The 16,777-nt window shown below is 37.1% G+C and carries 15 protein-coding genes and 1 pseudogene; 11 read left to right on the top strand and 5 right to left on the bottom strand.

From position 1 onward, the window contains the following. Positions 1–50: 50 nt before the first annotated feature. Complete coding sequence (gene tal / locus DV415_RS00775) at positions 51–1,004, bottom strand: transaldolase (protein WP_118794375.1); 954 nt, start codon at positions 1,002–1,004, stop codon at positions 51–53. Between the two features lie 123 nt (positions 1,005–1,127). Further along, complete coding sequence (locus DV415_RS00780) at positions 1,128–1,994, bottom strand: VirK/YbjX family protein (RefSeq protein WP_166635697.1); 867 nt, start codon at positions 1,992–1,994, stop codon at positions 1,128–1,130. A gap of 103 nt (positions 1,995–2,097) precedes the next feature. Here DV415_RS00780 and yihA point away from each other — a divergent pair, with 103 nt between their 5' ends. Both yihA and DV415_RS00790 read left to right on the top strand, forming a co-directional pair. Further along, positions 2,098–2,715 carry a ribosome biogenesis GTP-binding protein YihA/YsxC gene (gene yihA / locus DV415_RS00785; RefSeq protein ID WP_065265539.1) on the top strand — a complete coding sequence of 206 codons (618 nt, stop codon included), beginning with the start codon at positions 2,098–2,100 and terminating at the stop codon, positions 2,713–2,715. 114 nt (positions 2,716–2,829) lie between these two features. Beyond that, positions 2,830–4,359, top strand: coding sequence for a YifB family Mg chelatase-like AAA ATPase (locus DV415_RS00790; RefSeq protein ID WP_118790368.1), 1,530 nt, complete (start codon positions 2,830–2,832; stop codon positions 4,357–4,359). Between the two features lie 35 nt (positions 4,360–4,394). Here DV415_RS00790 and deoC read toward each other — a convergent pair whose 3' ends face one another. After that, a complete protein-coding gene (deoC, locus tag DV415_RS00795) occupies positions 4,395–5,066 on the bottom strand; it encodes a deoxyribose-phosphate aldolase (protein ID WP_118790369.1) in 672 nt (223 codons plus the stop codon). A 109-nt stretch (positions 5,067–5,175) separates the two neighbouring features. Between deoC and DV415_RS00800 the strand changes: the two genes are divergently transcribed. Together DV415_RS00800 and rfaD are read left to right on the top strand one after the other, a co-directional pair. Beyond that, the gene (locus DV415_RS00800; RefSeq protein ID WP_118790370.1) at positions 5,176–5,679 is read left to right on the top strand and encodes a protein disulfide oxidoreductase; all 504 of its coding nucleotides are present in this window, start codon (positions 5,176–5,178) and stop codon (positions 5,677–5,679) included. A 52-nt stretch (positions 5,680–5,731) separates the two neighbouring features. Continuing rightward, positions 5,732–6,658 (top strand): ADP-glyceromanno-heptose 6-epimerase, encoded by a 927-nt coding sequence (gene rfaD, locus DV415_RS00805; RefSeq protein ID WP_005632797.1) that lies wholly within the window; start codon positions 5,732–5,734, stop codon positions 6,656–6,658. Positions 6,659–6,708: 50 nt separating this feature from the next. Here rfaD and xylB read toward each other — a convergent pair whose 3' ends face one another. Further along, positions 6,709–8,190: a xylulokinase gene (gene xylB, locus DV415_RS00810; RefSeq protein ID WP_162790753.1), complete on the bottom strand. Its 1,482-nt coding sequence runs from the start codon at positions 8,188–8,190 to the stop codon at positions 6,709–6,711. 56 nt (positions 8,191–8,246) lie between these two features. Then, on the bottom strand, positions 8,247–9,566 hold the full coding sequence (gene xylA, locus DV415_RS00815; protein ID WP_015702065.1) for a xylose isomerase: 1,320 nt from the start codon (positions 9,564–9,566) through the stop codon (positions 8,247–8,249). A 212-nt stretch (positions 9,567–9,778) separates the two neighbouring features. On the opposite strand from xylA, the gene DV415_RS00820 reads away from it, so the two are divergent. The 7 genes and pseudogenes from DV415_RS00820 to waaC all read left to right on the top strand — a co-directional run. After that, positions 9,779–10,951, top strand: coding sequence for a MalY/PatB family protein (locus DV415_RS00820; RefSeq protein WP_118794376.1), 1,173 nt, complete (start codon positions 9,779–9,781; stop codon positions 10,949–10,951). 1 nt (position 10,952) lies between these two features. Continuing rightward, positions 10,953–12,359: a Na+/H+ antiporter NhaC gene (gene nhaC, locus DV415_RS00825; RefSeq protein WP_012054497.1), complete on the top strand. Its 1,407-nt coding sequence runs from the start codon at positions 10,953–10,955 to the stop codon at positions 12,357–12,359. A 111-nt stretch (positions 12,360–12,470) separates the two neighbouring features. Further along, positions 12,471–13,634, top strand: coding sequence for a XylR family transcriptional regulator (locus DV415_RS00830; RefSeq protein WP_118794377.1), 1,164 nt, complete (start codon positions 12,471–12,473; stop codon positions 13,632–13,634). A gap of 67 nt (positions 13,635–13,701) precedes the next feature. Beyond that, positions 13,702–14,760, top strand: a complete 1,059-nt coding sequence (waaF, locus tag DV415_RS00835) for a lipopolysaccharide heptosyltransferase II (protein WP_118790374.1) — start codon at positions 13,702–13,704, stop codon at positions 14,758–14,760. Between the two features lies 1 nt (position 14,761). Next, positions 14,762–15,346 (top strand): YcxB family protein, encoded by a 585-nt coding sequence (locus tag DV415_RS00840; protein ID WP_118790375.1) that lies wholly within the window; start codon positions 14,762–14,764, stop codon positions 15,344–15,346. Positions 15,347–15,374: 28 nt separating this feature from the next. Beyond that, positions 15,375–16,280, top strand: coding sequence for a DMT family transporter (locus tag DV415_RS00845; protein WP_118790376.1), 906 nt, complete (start codon positions 15,375–15,377; stop codon positions 16,278–16,280). Then, positions 16,277–16,678 (top strand): annotated as a pseudogene (gene waaC, locus DV415_RS00850) (lipopolysaccharide heptosyltransferase I); the annotation flags it as partial. The gene DV415_RS00845 and the pseudogene waaC, both read left to right, overlap by 4 nt. Positions 16,679–16,777 lie beyond the last annotated feature (99 nt).

The raw sequence follows: 16,777 nt of genomic DNA on the forward strand, positions 1-16,777 counted from the left end.
CGCACTTTGATTACTCAAAAGTGCGGTTATTTTTTATATTGAATGATGGATTAAAGTTTTGCTGAAAGCATGGTTTCCAATTTTTCTTGGTCAACAGCAAATTTACGAATACCCTCTGCTAATTTTTCAACAGCCATAGCATCGCTATTATGCTGCCAGTAGAACTCAGATTCTGTTAATGGTTGTGGTTTCGCTTTTACTTCGCCTTTGTATTCTAGTTTGCGTACAAGTGCGGTTGAATTTTCTTGCAATTCTTTCAGTAATGCTGGTGCAATGGTTAAACGATCGCAACCTGCAAGTTCAGTAATTTCACCTACATTACGGAAGCTTGCACCCATCACAACGGTGTTGTAGCCATATTCTTTGTAGTAATTATAGATTTTGGTAACAGAAATAACGCCTGGGTCTTCTGCTGGCGCATATTCTTTTTTGTCGGAGTTTGCTTTGTACCAGTCTAAAATACGGCCTACAAATGGAGAAATTAAGTAAACGCCTGCTTCTGCACAAGCACGAGCTTGAGCTTCAGAGAATAATAAGGTTAAGTTACAGTTAATACCTTCTTTTTCAAGGATTTCTGCAGCTCGGATACCTTGCCATGTTGAAGCAATTTTAATCAAAATACGGTCGTTTGAAATGCCTGCTGCATTATAAAGTGCGATTAATTTACGCGCTTTTTCAACCGTTGCTTGTGTGTTGTAAGAAAGACGCGCATCCACTTCAGTAGAAATACGTCCCGGAACGATTTTTAAAATTTCTAAACCAATATTTACCGCTAATTTATCTTCTGCATCAATAAGTTGTTGTGCTTTATCATTGCTTTGAGCTTTTGCATAAGCTACCGCTTCATCAATTAATGGCGCATATTGTGGAAGTGCAGATGCGCTTAGAATTAATGATGGGTTAGTAGTCGCATCTTGTGGTTGATATTTTTTAATCGCGTCGATATCGCCGGTGTCTGCGACCACAACGGTCATTTGACGAAGTGAATCTAATTGAGTTGTCATTTGTATCTCCTATTCGAGTGAAATGGAATGAATAATGTCGGCTACGATAGCATAAATTTAATCTTAAAAGGAAAAATTTTTCGATAGAAAAAATAGGCGCAGGCGTTGATCTGCGCCATTGTTTTAAAGTTTGAGGGTGTCTTTTATGGTGAGAGTTATTTCATCTAACATGGCATAGCGTTTACGATACATGGAACGTTTTTTACTTGGAATATCATCCAAATTTCTATCCATTTCTAAAGGCAATTCCCAGTAATCTTTTAATTCTCCGCCAGATTCACCAAAAATTGCATCATAGTCCACCGTATATTGTTTGCTTTGGATGAAGCGAGATTTATTTTGGTATTTTTGTGGAATGCCAAGCAATTTATCGTAGCCTAGAATTTTTGTGAGCGATTTCATGGTTTCAACCATTAAATAGGCTGGGCGCAATCCGTGGCATGATTTGGTTAGTTGTTTCACCATTTCTTTTGAGCCTTCAAAATTTGGCCCTTGTACAACAGCAATGAGTAGAGCATCGCCCAATTTGGCAAAGGTAAGCAAATAGACTAATTCATTTCTTGGTTTATGCCATAGCTCCAATACCCAATACCCCTCCATAGGTTGATGGGTTGTCATGCTTAATGTCATTTCAAAATCAGGAATGACTTCGCCAAAACTTAATGGTTTTTCCCATAATGGCGTAGAAAGTGCGGTAAGTTTTTTGGGTAAAAATAAAAGGTTATCACAAACAGCATCAAAACGTTGTGAAGCGTTGAAGCGTTTATCCAGAAAACGACAAGCAACGGGATAACTATAATCCAAGTGCGTATTAAAAATATCGACGAGAAAAGGATGTTGATTGATAAATTGCTCAAAGCGACGAATTGAACCGCGATTTAAAAAGCTACGTAAGTTATAACGCCAATGTTTTGGTGCATCAAAACGCCCTGGTCGATATGGATAAATATCCTTAGACTGAGGCCATTGGTAAGTTGTTTTTGTTGTCATCAGAATTGCCATGAATTGGTTATAATTTTGGCGCGAATTTTGACATAATTTCAGGAAATTTTCCATTTATGCTATTCTAAGTGCAATTTTAAAAGGAATCCTTATGTCTGAAATTAAACTTAATTATCATAAAACTCACTTTTTAACGAGTGCGCCGAATATTCGTTCCATTCCTGAAGATACTGGCATTGAAATTGCGTTTGCAGGTCGTTCAAATGCAGGAAAATCGACCGCACTTAATGCATTAACCAATCAAAAAAATTTAGCGCGCACCTCAAAAACACCGGGGCGCACGCAATTAATCAACTTATTTGAAGTGGAACCAAATTGTAAATTGGTAGATTTACCAGGCTATGGTTATGCTGCCGTGCCAGAGCAAATGAAAATCCAATGGCAAAAATCATTAGGTGAATATTTGCAAAAACGCGAATGTTTGGCGGGATTGGTTGTGTTGATGGATATTCGCCATCCGCTTAAGGATCTTGACCAACAAATGATTGAATGGGCGGTTTCAGCAGATTTACCGGTGCTTTTATTGCTTACTAAGGCCGATAAATTGAGCCAAAGCGCACGTAGTAAACAAGTAAAAATGGTGCGTGAAGCGATTCTTCCATTCCAAGGCGATATTCAAGTAGAAGCCTTTTCTGCACAAAATAAAATTGGTATTGATAAACTTGCAGCGAAGTTAGATTTTTGGTTTTCGCCACTTTTTTCGGAATAAAATGTAAATTTTGCGATCTAGATCGCAAGAAAAGCACATGATGAATGATTTCATTATGTGCTTTTTTTATAGTGCAAAAACTATCTTCATTTTTACCGCACTTTAAGGATTATCATGTCCCTTGCTATTGTTTACAGCCGTGCTTCTATGGGTGTGCAAGCACCGCTAGTCACCATTGAGGTACATTTAAGCAACGGAAAACCCGGATTTACACTTGTTGGCTTGCCCGAAAAAACGGTGAAAGAGGCACAAGATCGGGTGCGTAGTGCGTTGATGAATGCACAATTTAAATACCCAGCCAAGCGTATCACTGTGAATCTCGCACCTGCAGATTTGCCGAAAGAAGGCGGAAGATTTGATTTGCCTATTGCTATCGGAATTTTAGCCGCATCGGATCAGCTTGATGCGAGCCGCTTAAAGCAATTTGAATTTGTGGCTGAACTTGCGCTGACGGGGCAATTGCGTGGCGTACATGGTGTGATCCCCGCTATTCTTGCAGCGCAAAAGTCAAAGCGAGAGTTAATTATTGCGAAGCAAAATGCTAATGAAGCCTCGCTCGTGTCTGATCAAAATACTTATTTTGCGCAAACGCTTTTAGATGTGGTGCAATTTCTCAATGGTCAGGAAAAATTACCCCTCGCCACTGAAATTGTGAAAGAAAGCGCGGTAAATTTTTCGGGCAAAAATACGTTAGATTTAACAGATATTATCGGACAACAACACGCCAAACGAGCATTGACCATTGCCGCAGCGGGGCAGCATAATTTGCTTTTTCTTGGTCCTCCTGGCACAGGGAAAACCATGCTCGCTAGCCGATTAACAGGACTGTTACCTGAGATGACCGATCTAGAAGCGATTGAAACGGCATCTGTAACGAGTTTAGTACAAAATGAGCTAAATTTTCATAATTGGAAACAACGTCCTTTTCGAGCTCCGCACCATAGTGCATCAATGCCGGCTTTAGTTGGAGGTGGGACGATCCCTAAACCTGGTGAAATATCCTTAGCAACAAATGGTGTACTTTTTCTTGATGAACTTCCAGAGTTTGAACGAAAAGTATTGGATGCGCTACGTCAGCCTTTGGAAAGTGGTGAGATTATTATTTCTCGTGCTAATGCAAAAATTCAATTTCCGGCTCGTTTTCAATTAGTAGCAGCGATGAATCCAAGTCCGACAGGGCATTACACTGGGACACATAACCGCACTTCACCCCAGCAAATTATGCGTTATTTGAATCGACTTTCAGGGCCCTTTTTAGATCGTTTTGATTTGTCTATTGAAGTGCCTTTATTGCCACAAGGCAGCTTACAAAATACGGGGGAACGGGGTGAAACCAGCGCGCAAGTACGCGAAAAAGTGTTAAAAGTGCGTGAGATTCAAATGGAAAGAGCGGGAAAAATTAACGCTTATTTGAACAGTAAAGAGATTGAGCGAGATTGTAAGTTAAGTGATAAAGATGCCTTTTTCCTTGAAAATGCGCTGAATAAACTGGGGCTTTCTGTACGGGCTTACCATCGTATTTTGAAAGTTTCTCGAACCATTGCCGATCTACAAGGAGAACAACAAATTTCTCAACCGCACTTGGCGGAGGCCTTGGGCTATCGTGCAATGGATCGTTTGTTGCAGAAATTGTCGAATATGTAAAAACGCGTGGTGAGAATATACCACGCGTGAAAGGATTAGTAAGTGCTTTGGGTATCTTGTGTACCGCTAATAATTGCAATGCCCGCACTTGCACCAATACGAGTCGCACCCGCTTTAATCATTGCAAGTGCAGTTTCAGTATCACGCACGCCGCCTGATGCTTTAACACCAATATTGCCAACCGTTTGTTTCATCAATGCAACATCTTCTACGGTCGCCCCACCTTTATTGAAGCCTGTTGATGTTTTAACAAAAGCCACACCGATTTCCTTACAAATTTCGCAGGCTTTCACTATTTCATCTTTAGTGAGCAAACAAGTTTCTAAAATCACTTTTAATGGCGTGCCATTACAAGCATTAAACACCGCTTGAATATCTTGTTTTACTGCATCCCATTTTTGCGATTTTATCCAACCTACATTAATCACCATATCAATTTCATCTGCGCCCGCTTTAATGGATTCTTGTGTTTCAAATGCTTTGACTGAGGTTAAATTCGCCCCCAAAGGGAAGCCAACTACGGTGCAAATTTTTACATTTGAGCCCGCAAGTTTTTCTTTAGCGAGTGGAATATAACCAGAATTGATACATACAGAATAAAATCCGTGTTCAATCGCTTCATGACAGAGTGTCAAAATATCTTGTTCATTTTTTTCTGCGGTAAGTGCGGTGTGATCGATATATTGAGCAAGTTGATTTGGTGTCATTATTTTCCTCCTTTATTTATGTTTTACCTATTGTAGCAAAAATCCCTTGTTTTTGACTGTGCTTTTATGCTTGATTACAATCACCTCAACGAGATAAGGAATAAAGAAAATGAAGATTAAAAAACTACTTAAGAATGGATTATCCCTCTTTTTAACTTTTATTGTGATGAGTAGCATACTGGATTTTGTTCGTCGTCCTGTGGTGCCAGAGGAAATAAATAAAATCACGCTACAAGATCTTCAAGGGAATACATTCTCTCTTGAAAGCCTTGATCAAAATAAAGCGACGCTGCTTTATTTTTGGGGAACTTGGTGTGGTTATTGTCGCTATACTTCGCCAGCAATTAATTCTTTAGCAAAAGAAGGGTATCAAGTTGTATCGGTGGCGTTACGCTCAGGCAATGAGTCGGCAGTAAATGATTATTTAAGTGAACATGACTACCACTTCATCACGGTTAACGATCCTAAAGGGGAATTTGCAGAACGATGGCAAATTAATGTGACGCCCACAATTGTGCTGTTGAGTAAAGGCAAAATGGATCTTGTTACGACGGGCTTAACGAGTTATTGGGGATTAAAAGTGCGGTTGTTTTTCACAGAGTTTTTTGGCTAAGCGGTAGAAAATCTATTACAATACGCAGACTTATTTTAAAGAGGACAGAATTATGATTATCGTAACAGGTGGCGCAGGTTTTATTGGCAGCAATATTGTCAAAGCATTAAATGATTTAGGGCGCAAAGATATTTTAGTGGTAGATAACTTAAAAGATGGCACAAAATTCGCCAATTTAGTTGATTTAGACATTGCAGATTATTGTGATAAAGAAGATTTCATTGCTTCTATTATCGCAGGCGACGAATTTGGCGATATTGATGCGGTATTCCACGAGGGGGCATGTTCTGCGACTACGGAATGGGATGGTAAATACATTATGCACAATAACTACGAATATTCTAAAGAGTTGTTACATTATTGCCTTGACCGCGAAATTCCTTTCTTTTATGCCTCAAGCGCAGCAACTTATGGTGATACTAAAGTATTCCGTGAAGAACGTGAATTTGAAGGCCCATTAAATGTTTATGGCTATTCTAAATTCTTGTTCGACCAATATGTGCGTAACATTTTGCCTGAAGCAAAATCGCCAGTATGTGGTTTCCGTTATTTCAATGTTTACGGGCCGCGTGAAAATCATAAAGGTTCTATGGCGAGTGTAGCATTCCACTTGAATAACCAAATCTTAAAAGGCGAAAATCCAAAATTGTTTGCGGGTAGCGAACACTTCCGCCGTGATTTCGTTTATGTAGGCGATGTGGCTGCAGTGAATATTTGGTGTTGGCAAAATGGTATTTCGGGTATTTACAACCTTGGTACAGGAAATGCAGAAAGTTTCCGTGCGGTGGCTGATGCGGTAGTGAAATTCCACGGAAAAGGCGAGATTGAAACCATTCCATTCCCAGAGCATTTGAAATCTCGTTATCAAGAATATACGCAAGCTGATTTAACTAAACTTCGTTCAACAGGCTACGATAAACCATTCAAAACAGTCGCGGAAGGCGTGACTGAATATATGGCATGGTTGAATAGAAAATAAATTATTAATGTAGTAAATCCCCTATAGCTTATCGGTATAGGGGATTTTATTTAATATAATTGTGATAAATGTGTTAAATAACGCTCATAAGCACTTTGATAATTTTTCACCTGTGATAAGTTGGGATAAGCTTTTGAGTTTTCATCTAAGTGAATGAAGGTTTCGCATAAAAATTCCAGTTCTCCTTCTCCATTTGCCCACATAGCTTGAATTGCTCCTCCTAATGCAGCAGCTTCTTCTTCCTGCAAACATACCACTTCAGAATTCATCACATCAGCAATCATTTGCCGCCAAAATGAGCTTTTCGCGCCACCTCCAATTAGGCGAATTTGTGAGGTTTTGAGGCCAGCTTGACGAAATAAATCTAAGCCATAGCGAAGCGTAAAAGTAGCACTTTCCATCATTGCTCGACAAAGATTTTCTCGTGTGAAATTACTTGAATCTAACCCTAAAATGCTCGCTTTTGTATTGGGTAAAGGTGGAACTCTTTCACCATTAAAGAATGGCAAAATAGTGATGCCATTCGCGCCAATAGGTGCTTGTTGAGCAAGTTGATTTAATTCTTCAATATCAATATTGAGCAAATTCATTAGCTGTTTATTTGAGGAGGTTATATTCATTACACAAACCAGTGGTAACCAGCCATTATTACTTGAACAAAAATTTGCGATCATTGGTGGTAAATTAAGTAATGGCTTTTGCGTATAAGCATACAAGGTACCAGAAGTACCGAGACTCATCGTAGCAATCCCTTCTCGAATATTTCCTGTACCAATTGCTCCCATCATATTATCGCCTCCACCTGTGGAGACGATGACATTCTCATTAAAACCAAATAAAGTCGCAATTTCAGGTTTAATCACACCGATTTTTTGTTCAGCAGAAAGTAATTTTGGTAACACTTCATCCATATTTAATTCTGGCGCAAGATATTTGAAGACTTCTCTTTTCCATTCTCTTTTCACAACATCGAAATAACCACTACCAGAAGCATCACCAAACTCAGTGCAGAATTTTCCTGTTAGCCAATAATTTAGATAATCGTGTGGCAGCATAATTTTGCTAATATTGGCAAATTTATCAGGATAATTTTGACGAAACCAACTCAGTTTTGAAGCCGTGTAACCAGTTTGGCAAATGATACCTAATTTTTCAAATGCGGCCGTTTGTCCGCCTAATTTTTCGATCAGCATATCATTTTCCGTAGCGGTTTCTGTATCACACCAAAGCTTAGCCTTATATAGAGGACGATCGTTTTTATCTAACATTACCAGTCCATGTTGTTGCCCTGAAATGCCTATTCCCTTCACTAAATTAGGTGAAAAGTGCGGTGAATTTTTTGCTTGTTTCAATGCAATTTGTAATGCTTGTTGTAATGCCTCAATCCACCAATTTGGTTGTTGTTCACGTCTTCCATTGGATTGTGTAATTAATTCATGTTTTGCGTAACCAACTCCAATCACTTTTTTTTGGACAGAATCAAGCACTATCGCCTTTGTTCCTTGTGTGCCACAATCAATTCCTATATACATAATGTCTCCTAAAATAAAAAAGTGCGGTGGAATACAACCGCACTTTTGCTTCATTTTTAGCTATAAATAACTTGGTTTACCAAATTTTCCAAATATTCTTGCTGACCTGAAACTGGTTTTGGTGCTAAATCTTTTTGTTGGACAAGTTGCGCAAGTGTTTCAAGTGAAGTTTTACCTTGCAAAATATGCTGGCCAAGCTCACTATTCCAACCTGCATAGCGTTCATTAACAATTTTTTGTAAGGTTTCCTCTTGTAACATTTTTGCTGCACGTTTTAAGGATAATGCCAATACATCAATTGCACCGATATGAGCATAAAATAAATCATAAGGATCAATACTTTGTCGGCGAATTTTCGCATCAAAATTAAAACCCCCAGTAGTAAAACCGCCATGTTTTAAAATTTCATACATAACTAACGTGTTTTCTTCAACACTATTTGGGAATTGGTCGGTATCCCAGCCTAATTGTGGATCGCCACGATTAGCATCAATTGAGCCAAAAATATCTAATGCACAAGCTGTTGCAATTTCATGTTGAAAGGTATGGCCAGCAAGCGTCGCGTGGTTAGCTTCAATATTAACTTTAATTTCTTTTTCTAAACCAAATTGTTTTAGGAAACCATACACTGTTGCCACATCATAATCATATTGATGTTTAGTTGGTTCTTGCGGTTTTGGCTCAATTAATAATGTACCTTTAAACCCAATTTTATGCTTATGTTCTACCACCATTTGCATAAAACGACCAATTTGTTCACGTTCGCGTTTCAAATCGGTATTCAATAAAGTTTCATATCCCTCACGTCCACCCCATAATACGTAATTTTCTCCACCTAAACGTTGAGTGGCATTCATCGCATTAAACACTTGTGTTGCAGCCCAAGCAAAAACCTCAGGATTAGGATTAGTTGCTGCACCAGACATATAACGAGGATTAGTAAAACAATTTGCAGTTCCCCATAAGAGCTTTACACCCGTTTCTACTTGTTTGCGTTCTAAAATATCAACAATATGATGAAAATTTTGTACATATTCCCGCACTGAATTACCTTCAGGTGCAATATCAACATCATGAAAACAATAATAAGGCACGCCTAACTTATTCAAAAACTCAAAAGCAATATCGGCTTTTTGTTCTGCGCCAGCAAGCAAATTTGGATTTTTCTGCCAACTTCGTTCCAAAGAACCTAGCCCAAACATATCATTCCCATTCCAGCAAAAGGTATGCCAATAACACACAGCTAAGCGTAAATGTTCAGCCATAGTTTTACCTAAAATTACTTGATTAGCATCATAATGTTTGAAAGCAAAAGGATTTGTTGATTTTTCTCCCTCAAAGGAGATTTTTTCAATTTTATCGAAATAGGTTGTCATAACATTTTCCTCTCTAGGTGATGAAATTTTTCGTATTTTTGTGAAAAACTAGATTTTCATCAATTATGTTATTTAATTTTTCTATGTTGATTATTTGCAACTGTGGAGTGGATCACAGTTGTGAAAAAACGTAATAGATAAAGTAGTTTTAGTAATTTTAATTTTTTCCTTCTTTGACTAAAGTAAATTTGCCTTATACATAAGGAGGAATAATGAATAATTTTTATAATTTTGATGTGATTATTGATCGCCTAAATACATTTAGTGCTAAATGGAATGTAGATAATGATATTATTCCAATGTCTGTTGCGGATATGGATATTCCAGCACCTCAATTGATGATAGATGAATTAGAAAAATTTAATCGTTTAGGAATTTATGGTTATACTGAATTACCAGCCGACTATCACAAGATAATCAGTGATTATATTTTTGAACAATATCATTATTCTGTTCTCTCTGAAAAAATTGTATTTTGCCCAAGAATAATTCAAGCCATATCTATTTATATACGAGCATTTACAAAAGAAACTGATGGAATATGCATTCTATCACCTTCATATAGTCCAATATTAAACACGATAAAATTAAATGACAGAAAATTATATAAATGTCCTTTGATTTATGAGAATAGAAAGTATCGTATTGATTTTAATTTATTAGAGGAATGTTTTAAACATTCTAAAGTATTTGTTTTAATTTCTCCTCATAACCCAACTGGAACGATTTGGAACAAAGAAGTCCTTATTGAAATTATAAACTTAGCTAAAAAATATAATGTATTTATCATTTCCGATGATGTCCATGCAGACTTTACATTAACAAATAATTCCCACTATCTAATATCATCATTAGATGAATGGGTAGCAAATCACTCAATGATCTGTTTATCTCCAGCAAAAACTTTTAATATTCCTGGATTGGAAATAGCTAACCTAATTATTGAGAATAAAGAAATTCGAGAAAAATTTATAAAAGAAATGATGGCATTAGGTATACATAATCCAAATTATTTCTCTATACCAGCTATTATTTCGCTGTATAAATATTGTACTGATTGGGTAATCTATCTAAAAGAATACATAAAGAATAATAAGAAGATAGTAAAAGAATTTTTCAATGAGTATATTCCATTATTAGATATTACTGAAAGTGATGGAACTTATTTACTTTGGATAAACTATAAAAAGCTAAGTATAAATGAAAATGAATTAGCTTATTGGATTAATAATTTATCAAGAGTAAAAGTATCTTTGGGGAGTGAATTTGGCAAAGAGGGAGACGGTTTCTTTCGTATGAATGTCGCTATGCCTAGAGAAAAATTATTAGAAGCATTGAATCGAATCAAAAATGGGTTTTGTTTATTAAACAATAGGGAGATTTAATATGAAAACCACTCATCGTACAAGAATGCCAACAACATTAGAAGCTTTTTCACCAATCATAGTGATGCTATTACTGTTAGGGCTTGGGTATGCTTTATTTGATTTGCCAGCTGAGCCATTAATGATTATTTCAACGGTATTTGCTGGTTTTTTAGTTATTAAATTAGGTCATTGCTATTTAGATATTTTAGACGCCATTTCAGAAAAAATAGCTAAAACAATGCCTGCGCTATTAATTTTAATTACTGTAGGATTATTAATTGGAACTTGGATTAGTGGAGGAACAATTCCTATGATGATCTACTACGGACTAAAAGCGATATCACCAGAATATCTTTATGTGACAGCCTTATTCCTTACTGCTATTGTTTCCATTTGTACTGGAACCTCTTGGGGGTCAGCAGGGACTGTTGGTGTGGCATTTATGGGAGTTGCGATTGGATTAGACGCCAATTTGGCTGCTACGGCAGGTGCTGTGGTCGCTGGTGCGTATTTTGGAGATAAATTATCGCCATTATCTGATACAACCAATATTGCATCTGCAGCTGCTGGCGTAGATTTATATGAGCATATCGCTCACTTACTTTATACAACATTACCATCCTTTATTCTTTCGGCTACTGTCTATGTGGTATATGGTTTAAACTACGATTTTTCTAATGTGGCGACTCCAGAAAAAGTAAATACAATGATTCATGAGTTAGAGCAAGTTTATCATTTTAACTTTCTATTACTTATTCCAGTCGCTATTGTATTATGGGGATCTATTACTAAGAAACCGACTATTCCAGTGATGTTATTATCAGCATTTATCGCAATTATTAATGCTATCTTAATTCAAAAATTCTCTCTATCTGATGTGATTAATAGCGCAGTTAATGGATTTGATACCTCAATGATTCACCATACTTCAGTTAGCTCTGATTTAAGTCGTTTGTTGAATCGTGGTGGAATGAACTCAATGATGGGAACACTATTAATTTGTTTCTGTGCATTGTCATTTGCAGGTGTATTACAATTGAGCGGTGCATTAACCGTGATTATTCAAAAATTACTCACCTTTGTTCATTCAACTCTTTCTTTGATTATTACAACGATTCTTTGCGGTTTAACAATGATTGGGGTTACTTGTAATGGGCAAATTTCTATTCTAATTCCAGGAGAAATGCTTAAAGATGCGTATGTAGAAAAAGGATTACATCCAAAAAATCTAAGTCGAACAGCAGAAGACTCCGCAACAATTATTGAACCTATTTTGCCATGGACTGCCGCAGGTGCATATATGGCAGGCACATTAGGTGTTGCAACATTGTCTTATTTACCTTGGGCAATTTTATGTTGGAGCGGTATTATCTTTGCTATTATTTATGGTGCAAGTGGAATAGGTATTGCGAAGCTAAAAAAATAAATGTGGTATTGGATATAAAAATGGCCAGTTATTCTGGCTATTTTTATCTTGAAGCTAAATATCTTTTCTATTATAACTTAAATAGCAATTTCCCATAGATAAGGATATAAAATGACGGAACAATACTACAAAATTGCCCTCTTATTTAATGCAAACAAAGTATATGATCGGCAGGTGGTGGAGGGTATTGGACAATATATTCAGGCATCGCAATGTATGTGGGATATTTTTGTAGAAGATGAATTTATCTATCATACTGATACCATTAATCAACTTTCTATTGATGGTATTATTGCGGACTTTGATGATCCGAAAACCGTCGAATTATTGCAACATACTCTTATTCCTACTATCGCAGTCGGCAGTTCTTATAAACAAGTTGATTTTTATCCTCACTTTCCTTATGTAGCAACAGATAATGCAGCATTGGTTGAAATGGCTTTATCTCATTTACAGGAGAAAGGGCTGTCACAGTTTGCGTTTTATGGTTTGCAAGTAAATACTCATAAGCATTGGTCTATAGAACGAAGAGATGCCTTTGTAGAGTTGATGGAGAAAAATCATTACCCTATTTACCTATATGAGGGTGTACAGGTTCATGCTCAAAATTGGTTGGAAGAGCAACAAAAGCTAATTGTCTGGTTAAAATCTCTTCCTTCTCATACTGGTATTATTGCTGTTACGGATGCGCGTGCTCGTCATTTGTTGCAGGCTTGTGAGTACAGTAAAATTGCTGTACCTGAAGAGCTTTGTGTGGTTGGTATTGATAATGAAGAATTGATCCAATATTTATCGCGAGTATCTCTTTCTTCTGTAGAGCAAGGGGCAAGAGAAATTGGATATCAAGCAGCGAAGTTATTACATAAATTACTCAATGGTCAAAAAGTTTCACATACCCCTATTTTAATTCCACCGATTACCGTTCACTCTCGAAATTCTACAGATTATCGATCATTAACAGATCCGCTTGTCATTCAAGCAATGCATTATATTCGTCATCGTGCCTGTCATCGAATTAAAGTAGAACAAGTTTTAGATCATCTTGAAACCTCACGTTCTAATCTTGAACAACGTTTTAAGAATGAAATGAATAAAACAATTCACCAAGTCATCCACGAAGAAAAAATTTCCCGAGCAAAGAATTTATTACAACAAACTGATATTTCTATTCAAGAAATTGCAGATATTTGTGGTTATCCTTCTGTTCAATATTTTTATTCTGTGTTTAAGAAAGAATTCGAAATGACTCCGAAAGAGTTTCGGTTGAATTGTTAAGAACATATTTTTATAACTTTATGCCATAATAACAGAAATATATACCATGCTTTTTATAAGAAATATTATGAATATTCTAATTATCGGCCCATCTTGGGTTGGCGATATGATGATGTCGCACAGTTTGTACCAGCAACTGAAAATTCAATATCCAAACTGCAATATTGATGTGATGGCACCGAATTGGTGTAAGCCTTTGCTTGCGCGTATGCCAGAGGTGCGTGAGGCGATTGAAATGCCATTAGGGCACGGAGCCTTTGAATTGGGAACGCGTTATCGTTTAGGAAAGTCTTTGCGTGAACAATATGATATGGCGATTGTTTTGCCTAATTCATTGAAATCTACGTTTATTCCTTTCTTTGCAAAAATTGCCCATCGTCGTGGTTGGAAAGGCGAAAGCCGTTATATTTTATTGAATGATTTACGAGCCAATAAAAAAGATTATCCAATGATGGTGCAGCGTTATGTTGCATTGGCTTTTGAAAAAGATGCTGTACCAAAAGCTGATGATATTCCTGTCTTGAAACCCTATTTGACGGTTGAGCTAGCGCAACAAGCTGAAACCTTAAAAAAATTTGAAAAACAAACCGCACTTTTAGGCGAACGTCCAATTATTGGTTTTTGTCCTGGCGCAGAATTTGGCCCTGCAAAACGTTGGCCACATTATCATTATGCTAAATTGGCCGAAATGCTCATTGAAAAAGGCTATGCGGTAGAATTATTTGGTTCACCAAAAGATGTGGAAGCAGGAGAGCAAATTCGCAATGCATTACCAGCCGAGCTACAATCATTTTGTTTAAATTTAGCGGGGCAAACTAATCTGAATCAGGCGGTGGATTTAATTGCTCACTGCACGGCGATCGTGAGTAACGACAGTGGTTTAATGCACATTGCCGCTGCTACTGATCGTCCGTTAGTGGCGCTTTACGGCCCAACCAGCCCAACGTACACACCTCCACTATCCGATAAAGCAGAAATCATCCGTTTAATTGAAGGCGATTTGATTAAAGTGCGTAAAAGCACCGACAGCGCTGAAGGATATCATCAAAGTTTGATCGATATTACGCCGGAAAAAGTATTGGAAAAATTGACCGCACTTTTAAGTGCTAACAAAAAAGGAATATAAAATGGAAATTACATATCAACCTGTATTAGATAAAAGTTATTCTAAAGTAGCTAGGAAAGTAAGTCGTGATATTTATAAACATAATAAATTTCGTAAGATAATGCATATTGGTGATTTCCTATTGTATTTATTATTTCTGATTCCAAGCTGTTTTATTGCCTTTGTAATGATGGATTGGTCTGAATATTTTTATGATTATTATGAAAATATTTTGGCTTATTATGTGGGATATATATTACTTGTCATTTCTCTATTAGCATTTATATACGCAGTTTTAATTCGACCTTATTTAAATAATCGAGCAATTCAAAGCCAAGTACTTAATAGAATAGAGCAAGAAAAGAGAACCGTACGTATTCAAGACGATGGTTTATATTCTGAAATAGCGCTCTGCCAAACTTTATATAATTATCGGTACATTCATCATATCGAAAATCATTATGGTTACTTAATGATTCGAGTTGATACAGGCTTGTTTTTCTTAATTCCTCATTCAGCCTTTCAAGATGATGCTCATCGAGCAGAATTTGAAGCCGCTTTACGAGAAAAAATAAAAGCTTACCAAGCAGAGCCTTTAAGTAAATAGAAAAGGCGTAACTGGATATGTTAATGATATGAACCCTCTACGCATACATTTACAATTAATTGGAATGGTGATTTTATGGGGCGCCTCTTGGCCTTGGGGACGAGTGGTTGCCCAAGCTATGCCGACATTTGTTGCTTCAAGTTTACGATTTTTGTTCGCGATTATTCCATTGTTGATTTGGTTGTATGTGGCTAATCGCTTTATTTATGTGAGAAAGCTTCGTCCTAACCAATGGTTTGGATTATTATTAACGGCTTTGCTTGGGATCTTTGGTTATTCGACTTTCTTTATTTTGGGTTTGAAATATGTTCCAGCAGGGCAAGGAACGATGGTCGTTGCCTCTAATCCTGTCTTTACGATGTTTTTTGCTATTTTATTATTTAAAGAAAAATGGAATCGCTGGGTTGTATTAGGGATGATTATTGCCATTAGCGGTTCTTTGTTAGCCATGACAAAAGGGAATCCAACTAACCTCTTACAAAATTTTGGATTCGGTCAAATGTTATTGCTTTGTGCTTTAGTTTGCTGGGTTGCTTATACTTTATTGGCTCGTAAAGTATTAATCGGAATTGATTCTCTCACCGCTACCACGATTTCTTCTACTTTTGGTTTTTTTATGCTGACGTTGGCAGCATTATGGACGGAAAGTGCGGAAGGTTGGGCAAGCGTATTTCAATTAAATGGAACGCAATGGTTTAGTTTACTTGGTCTTGCATTTGGTGCAACGGTATTGGCTTATGCATGGTATTTTGATGGTGTGAAACACTTAGGGGCAGGCAATGCCTCGGCTTACATTATTCTTGTGCCGATTTTAGGCATTTTATTTTCAGCCGTTTGGTTGAATGAACAGGTGGATTCCTCCTTAATTATTGGGGGCATTTTAGCCGTATCTGGGCTTGGGATTATGCACTGGGGAAGAAGGTTAATTAAATGAAAGTGTGCGTGATTAAGACTTCCTCTATGGGGGATGTTATCCACACTTTGCCCGCCTTGACTGATGCTCAAAAGGCGATCCCCAGTTTAAGTATTGATTGGGTGGCGGAAGAAAACTTTGCAGAAATTCCACGTTGGCATTCCGCCGTAAATTGCGTGATTCCTATTGCTTTGCGCCGTTGGCGTAAATCGCCTTTTTCCATTCAAACAAGAAATGAGTGGAAAAATTACCGCACTTTGTTGCAGGCTGAAAACTATGATGCGGTAATTGATGCGCAAGAGCTCATTAAAAGTGCTTTATTTGCAACTCGTTTCGCTCAAGGTGTGAAACATGGCTATGATCGTCAAAGTATCCGCGAGCCGTTAGCGTCTTTTTTCTACGATAAAAAATCAGCATTACTTATCGGCAAGTTCAATGAAAGAGATTTCAGCTGAACAAGTGTTATCACAATTGTTCCCTTTTATTTCATAAAAAATGCTCGCACTTGGCGAGCATTT

Source organism: Haemophilus haemolyticus (assembly GCF_003490595.1).
Classification (GTDB): domain Bacteria; phylum Pseudomonadota; class Gammaproteobacteria; order Enterobacterales; family Pasteurellaceae; genus Haemophilus; species Haemophilus haemolyticus_L.